Here is a 7,823-nt window from a genome sequence, read left to right on the forward strand (position 1 = left end):
ATTTTAATGGCTTAAAAGTAATTGGTGAAATCTGTGGGGCGATTCGAGATGAATTAGTCCATAGTACGAAACCTGGAATTACCACAAAAGAACTCGATGAAATTGCGAGAGAGATGTTTGAAAAAGCAGGAGCTCAATCTGCCCCAAAAGGAGAATACAATTTTCCTGGATATACGTGCATTAGCATAAATAAAGAAGTAGCGCACGGGATTCCGAAGAGGACACGGACCATTCAAGAAGGGGACCTAGTAAATATTGATGTTTCAGGTTCAAAAAACGGGTATTTCGCGGATACCGGAATTTCCTTTGTAGTAGGGGAAGGAGAGCCAACTTTACAGAAAATATGTGACGTAGCTAAAGATGCATTCTATGCTGGACTTAAGAAGGCAAAGCCAGGTTCAAAAAAAAGCGCGCTCGGAAAAGCTGCACACAATGTAGCGAAACAGCATGGCTTAACAGTCATAAAAAATCTTACTGGACATGGTGTTGGRCGYTCGATTCATGAAGAACCAAAACAYATTTTCAATTACTTYKCYCMMTGGGATGATGAAATTTTAAARGATGGTATGGTAATTGCCTTTGAGCCTATGATCTCTACATTTGAAGAGGAAGTTTTCCAATCCGAAGATGGATGGACCTKCCTAACCGATGAAAGCTTTGTGGCTCAATACGAACATACGRTTATYCTTACCAAGGAAGGACCGATTATTACTACATTGTAAGAGCACTAAYACCAYAATCGGGTGCTTCAGCGTTGAAGAAGGGTAGTTAAAATAATCAAACTTTCTTATAAAAATTTTATACGAGATTTTTAAAGGTAACTCCATTTTGATCAATCTTTGTTCAAAATGGAGTTTTTATATTTGCTGAAAATAAGGGGTCACGGTGAGCTATTTTAATCAAACTTTATTTTAAAGCTACATTTAACATTTTCTTAGTTTTGTTCGTTTAGCTGATAGAGGGATACTCTACATTTATAATAAGAATAATTAGCCTCAAGAAATGTTAATTGCGTTTTTATAGAAGTCTTCAGCTTCATCACGAATTGCTTTCCAATCTTCAAAGGCCAATTCAAGTTCTAAAGCAGCAATGAACTCCTCCAAATTTTCGATATCCTCAATATTATCTGCCAGTTCTTTTAAATCATAAGATATAGCGCTCCATATTCTATGGACTTTCCGAATAACAGTTGAAACGTGCTCCTTAAACTGAATCAAATTCATAACTGGAGCTACTAAATAGACAACTGTGTTTTGTGCAACAGCGAAATCATCTGAGTCACGTAGTGGTAACTGTGACATCAGATACGACCATGTTTGTACTGTTTCTTCGTATTTTTGTATCTCTGAATAAAATTCGGAGAGGGATGTTGCCATAGATTGAGACTGTTGATAATTTTACATAATGATACACTAAATAAATATATAATCAAGTGTAATAAAATCAAATCAAGTTATTTTATGGCTTGTTTTTACATAAGAAGCCTCACCATATTAAAAAAAGAAAGTTTTAAGCTTAGACATAATTCGGGCAAACTTTCATCTTCTATTGATGTTCTTCTTATTCAAAGGGCAATTAACTTTTGCTAGCTAATTTTTTAATTTCTGGAAAAATATACTTATTTATCCCTTTTCTCATATAGTATCTTTAATAATCATTTATGAAAAAGGCGAAAACAATACTATTGGTTTTATCTTCCCTTGTTGTTAAATACAGCAATGGTATCCCTGATAGAGTTTTATACTACTTAAATATGAGATTAAAAAATTAATTTTAAAAGAAAAGAGAACCCATATAGGCTCTCTTTCCTTGGCATACTTACAACATGGAGAATGTTGAGACAACTCTTTCAAAACTTTATTAGGGGAAAGTTTTAAAAAATGTACTCACAATAATCTTTACATAAATGTAATATATAATAAATTGATATAAAATTTTCTAATTATTTGCAACTTTCTGCCACCTCTTATAACCCTTGTCCTACAAGAAGGTACTAATGTTACCTTATTTTTCAAAAAAACATTCTGATTATTTCTTTTTCACTTCTTCTACAAATTCCCATGTCTCTCCGTTATCTTTTGATTGATAAAGTGCACTACTATCGCCATTGTAGTCTCCATCTGCCCCTTGTCMAACTAGCATATTAAAAACCCCATCTTTCTCATATGGCATACTAGGAGAATCAAAAGGACTTATTGTGGACTGTGTATGATCTAATTTCACTTCATGCGGCGGATATTCTACCTTTTTGAAAGATACCCCCCCATCATCTGTGCGATATAACTCTCCCTCATTACCAGAAGGTCTAACTGCTCCTAAAAACCCAAGTTTATCATTTATAAAAGTGATCCCTGATACACTACCAATCCCCCTATTAAATGGGTCTGGATTGATAACCTCCCATGTTTCCCCTTCATCACTAGTCCTGCTTAATGAATAAAAGGCGCTCCCTAATGCTTTATCTGTCATATTTAGTTTATAACCAACTTCTTTTGATAGGAAAAACTGTTCTTTTTCATTCTTTAAATCTTGTTGTTTCTTCTCTTTAAGCCTATCTTCATTTGGAGGCGTCTTTGATTTACTCCAACTTGCGTCACATATTAAATTATATCTAGCAGGGACTAGCTCTTTCTCTTTTCCAGGGACATATATAGATACAGTATATCCAATGATATCAGAAGCTGCTTCTTTAAGACTCTGCCCCTTACCATCCTCAGTAATATTAATAATTCCCTCTGTATTGGATCCCCAATTTCTTTTTCCATAATAAATCAACCCATACTTACTTTCATTCCACTTTCTAACCGTTTGCTTAACTGGAATCGCCTTAACCGTTTTAATTAAAGGTTCTACTAATTTATCATCATCATAATCAGGCTTTGCATATCCGTCTCGTATTATAGTAATATCTTCTGATTTCTTCTCATTATAAGAGAGTAAATAAGTTTCTTCTTTCCCATCAACATTTTTCCCATAAACAAATGTATCAAACGCTGTGATTGTTCCATCTGAATGAAATGTAAGATCAAAATCAGTTGCCATATACAATTTCTTTGGCAAAGGATATTTTTTATTTATATCTTCAAAAATACCTTCTACTCCAGATTCATATATATTATTATGTTTAAGTTTAACTGACCTTTCATGTTTTAACCTTTCTATAAACCATGCCAATTTGCCATTGTAATTTATTGCACTTTTATAAATCTGCATCCCATAAAATGATGTAATTGCAACAATAATGATAATAGAAATGGATCTCCATGCTATTGAATTAGTTAATTTTTTAGATTCATATTCTCTATTTTTTATCACCCGCATTGTAGTAAATGTAGTCATGGATATAAAAAGTACTATACATAATAAAAAAATATAAATATTATAATTCATTCTTCCGTACTTACAGTATAAGGCTAACTCATAACAAAAAATCCCGTATACAATTATTAGTATTGGATTTGTTACTAATGACAGAAGTATCCTTTTTGCATTTTCCTTAAATATAGAAATCACTCCTAATTACATGAATTACTGATATTAAGTATACTTTATTGTAAAGTAACAAAAAAGCTATTTAATCTTGCCGCCAAAAATACAATAGACATCTGTCTATGTAAATGGCAGATGTCTATTAAAGCCGTTTAAAAATCTAGTTGTTTCATAGACAATGGATTTTTGAGTGAATACTAAAGTTGCTTCATTTGAGAGACAAATATTGAAAATGAACCCTCATATATTAATTCATTCCCCTCAATGATATTTATCTTTCAGATTTTGTTGATGCTTTGTATAAAAAAGATTCAAAGGTAATTGTAATTGAATTAGAGAAAATACGCGAAGGTTGGGAAATTAGTAAATCATAGATAAAAGCGTCCTATATTTTAATAGGACGTTTTTTCTTCTATAAATAATTTATTTGAGATGTATTGTACTCATAACTATAAATGTTTTTTAATTATGGACATTATACAAGTCGACCAATTCTCCAATATCTAAAAAGGACGGTTTAACTACTTACTTATACCTATCTATAATTCAATAAACCTACTTCTCCTCATACCATGGGTTTAAATGAATTAGTACTTCATATATTTCTGGGTTCTGATTTATAATAGTAGTTTTTATATCCCTACAAATATCATGTCCTTGCTGGATGCTTAAATGTGCCGGAACACTAATTCTAATATCAATTAATACATAGTGACCATGATCACGTGCGCGCATTCTATCAATTCTTTTTACAAAAGGATGGGCCTGAATTATTCTCTTATATTCACTACATTTCTCGGTAGGAATACCACCTTCCATTAATATATATATTGATTCTTTCCCCATACTAATCGCTAACTTTAATACGAAAAAGGAAACGATAATACCAGCTAAAGGATCCCCATATGCTGCATATGGAATGGAATAGATATTGTTTATCAAAGCAATACCAATTCCAATTACAGCTGCAATTGAGGCATAAACATCAGCAAGATGATCATAAGCAGTTGCTATAAGCCCTTTGCTGCTTGTTTTTCGACCAATTCGTATTGTGTATACATATAAAATTTGCTTCCATATTAATGAAATAATCGCTGCTATAAAAGCAATTATATGGGGTTCTGTCGCTGGTTCAAATAATGACTTTATTGATTCATAAGCCATAAATAAAGCCGCTAAAATTAAAATCACAGCTACAATTCCTGATGATATAACTTCTGCTTTACCATGTCCATAAGGATGATCTTCATCAGCTGGCTGGTTTGAAATTTTCATTGATCCCAATGAGGCTACGGATGCTACAACATCACCTTAACTTTACTCTTGTTTCAAAATATTATTGTTTAATTCAATTGTGTAGTTATAAGTCTATGTCTCATCATTTTAATTTCTTTCATACATTACCCAATAATAAGTGTGTGGGTCTATACAAACATTTTCTCCTATCAGTAAAGGTTTAAAGCATAACTTACTTTGTTCTTTTATCCTTATTTGTTATGAAGTGTAAAAAGAGTGACACAAAATGCCATGCTTTTTTATTCCTTTTACGTTTAGTATTGGAGTTACTTTAACATCCTTAAAATAGTAATTATGATTGAATAAAAAGACGAGAGTTGGAAATTAGGAAATCATAGAAAAAACGATCTATAAGATGTAATACTGAACCTAAAATAATTAAAGATAAATAAGATATACTACACGACGACGCATGTTGTTTAACAATGTAGTTTTAAGGTGTATTATCCCTTTGCTTGATACACCTATTGTTTATGTTTTTTATCACCCTTTTATCATTACAAACATCAAAGCGACTAATGTGTTGCTTTGATGTTTGATGAAATGTTTTCAGGTATGATTACTAATTCATTCTGCGCATTAATCTTTACTCATCTGATCACAACAATTATTTTTACAGGTTGTCCATTTCACATAGCTGTAGCAAATACTATAAGATTAAAAGCATATAATTGAATATGAGTGTAAACTGTATACATTATTTATCCTTCTTTTAACTTCTTGGAGATTTTCCATATGATTGAGTATCTCTATACGCTTTTCTTTAATGAATGTTAAATGATAAAACTTTCAATTTTATGACGCTCTTTGTATGTTAGTTTTTAAACTTTAATTAATCCTTCATTTATTTAAGAATTCATAAATCAGTTGAAATATTTGCATCAAATTCATCTGATTTTTTAGTATCTATTTTTTTCCCATCTATTGTCACCCTTATTTCTTGTTTTTGGTTTGCTGTTACCATCCAAGCATTCGGTAAATAACGATCTTCATGGGATAATGTAGAAGGTGAATTTATAACCTTTCCTCCTAAATATAGCGTAGCAGAAGAACCTCCATCCATAGCCATTGCATTTATTGCTCCTTTTTCATATAGAATATCTTGACACTCTTTTAACGTGGCTCCTATGCTATGTGTTTGTCTACCATCTATCACWAGAAACATTAWTGTGCCRTCYTCTTTTTGRGCCATAATACTTCGYGGAGCAGAACCCCAACCRCCGTCTCCTTCTGTGATCATTTTTTCTCCATTTACAATTAACTGTGGCATAAATCCTGCTGCKGAAACGACTTGTTTATCYAARAGTTGTTGGGTAGAATAATTTCCTGTTATCATTTGTCCAAACTTTGTTAAACCGGTAATAATTGTAGGGGTATTTTTATCTATATTTGTATCAATAGCTTTTCCATTTTCTATTACTATTCCAGTTGCAACATTTCCTCCACCTCTTCCTGTCTCATCAGCAAATCCACTTGCATTCACAGCAACAAGTGCATGATTACGTTTTGCCATTACACTAATTTTTTCTCCCCTGTTAGCTCCTTGTGTTCCTTGATGGCTAACAAGTTTAACATTGAAGGGATTGCTAATGGTAATTAACTTTCCTTCGAAAAGAAAACGACTATCTTTATTACTTTTAATTGTTTCTACATCAATTTCTAATGGCTGATTTTTTAATTCTTCTAATCTTTTTCCTGCTATTTTTTTATAAATAGCCTCATCACTATTTGACCATTTTGGATGATTAATTCTATCTTGCAGTTTATCTAGTTCCTTTTGGGATAGGAATGTATATTTCGCATATTGTGGATGCTGAGAAGTTAGTATACTTCCAGAAATTGTTACACGAAGATCTCGGCCATAGTTAGTACCAAATAATATTCCTATGCCAATAAGCATGAAAATAGAAAAAAGAAGCAAAATTCGTTTGAAGATTTTTCTTAGATGTTTCATAGGTTTCTCCTCCGGCATTAATTACATTCAATGAATCCTTTAAGATATTATTTGCCTAAAGACAAAAGTGTTTGTTTCCCTCATTCCCGAGTTCCCCACTATGTCTTGGCAAGCAAAGGAAAATACTTATTCTACATTTCGTATTTATTTCAGTGTATATTTACAAATTTAATAACGTTTTTGCAACCATGAAATAAATTACTAATCCTGTTCCGTCAACAAATGTTGTAATAAATGGACCAGAAACGACTGCAGGATCTAATTTTAATTTTCTCAGAATCAAAGGTAAAACAGCTGCAACAAGAGAGGCCCAAATAACAATAAATAATAAAGTGATTGCTACAACTTGTGCAACTTCTGTTCCAACTCCTAACATATAAGCACGAGTGAGCCCAGCTACCCCAAGTGCAAGTCCAAGAAGCATGCCAATTGCAARTTCCTTTTTCATTACACGGAAAATGTCTTTAAATTTCACCTCTCCAATACCGATTGCACGAGTAATTGTTGCTACAACCTGTGTTCCTGTATTTCCTCCAGTACCTACTAATAACGGTACAAAGAAAGCTAAGGCAACTACTGTTTCAATTTCGTCTTCAAAATACTTTAGTACTGTACCTGTATATGCTTCAGCAACAAAAAGAAGCAATAACCATGGTAGACGTTTGAAGAAAATGCTCCAAATACTAGATTCAAAGTAAGATTGATTTAACGGTTCACTTCCGCCTAACTTTTGGATATCTTCTGTAGCTTCTGCTTCCATAACATTCATTACGTCATCAAATGTTATAATACCAATCATTTCATTATTTGCTGTTGTTACGGGTAATGCTGCTAAATTATAATTCAGTAGCTTTTTTACAACTTCTTGCTGATCAACTTCAGCGTGTACTGAAATTACCTCTTGAATCATGATAGTAGATAATATTTCTTCATCTGCTGCTAGTAATAACTCATGTATGGAAACGATTCCCTTAAGATAACCATGACTATCAAGAACATAGATATAAGATATTGATTCTACATTTTCAGAATGCTCCCTAATGTACTTCAATGTCATTTTTACTGACCAATTCCCTCTAACTGC

General features: G+C 32.4%; 5 protein-coding genes and 2 pseudogenes. 2 read left to right on the forward strand and 5 right to left on the reverse strand.

Going from position 1 to position 7,823, the window contains the following annotated elements; genetic code table 11:
* Positions 1–722: type I methionyl aminopeptidase (gene map, locus AC1DJR_RS17465; protein ID WP_477003124.1), on the forward strand; the 722-nt coding region annotated here is incomplete at its 5' end.
* A 273-nt stretch (positions 723–995) separates the two neighbouring features.
* Here map and AC1DJR_RS17470 read toward each other — a convergent pair.
* Complete coding sequence (locus AC1DJR_RS17470) at positions 996–1,301, reverse strand: hypothetical protein (RefSeq protein ID WP_429688952.1); 306 nt, start codon at positions 1,299–1,301, stop codon at positions 996–998.
* Between the two features lie 727 nt (positions 1,302–2,028).
* Complete coding sequence (locus AC1DJR_RS17475) at positions 2,029–3,513, reverse strand: WD40/YVTN/BNR-like repeat-containing protein (RefSeq protein WP_477003125.1); 1,485 nt, start codon at positions 3,511–3,513, stop codon at positions 2,029–2,031.
* A gap of 263 nt (positions 3,514–3,776) precedes the next feature.
* On the opposite strand from AC1DJR_RS17475, the pseudogene AC1DJR_RS17480 reads away from it, so the two are divergent.
* Positions 3,777–3,863: pseudogene (locus AC1DJR_RS17480) on the forward strand (DUF4878 domain-containing protein); the annotation flags it as partial.
* Positions 3,864–4,044: 181 nt separating this feature from the next.
* Here AC1DJR_RS17480 and AC1DJR_RS17485 read toward each other — a convergent pair.
* The 3 genes and pseudogenes from AC1DJR_RS17485 to mgtE all read right to left on the reverse strand — a co-directional run.
* A pseudogene (locus AC1DJR_RS17485) lies at positions 4,045–4,797 on the reverse strand (cation diffusion facilitator family transporter); the annotation flags it as partial.
* Between the two features lie 844 nt (positions 4,798–5,641).
* On the reverse strand, positions 5,642–6,739 hold the full coding sequence (locus AC1DJR_RS17490) for a phosphodiester glycosidase family protein (RefSeq protein ID WP_477003126.1): 1,098 nt from the start codon (positions 6,737–6,739) through the stop codon (positions 5,642–5,644).
* A 160-nt stretch (positions 6,740–6,899) separates the two neighbouring features.
* Positions 6,900–7,823, reverse strand: a 924-nt coding sequence (gene mgtE, locus AC1DJR_RS17495; RefSeq protein WP_477003127.1) for a magnesium transporter, incomplete at its 5' end; no start/stop codon positions are given.

It is taken from the genome of Bacillus sp. 05T31, assembly GCF_056396725.1.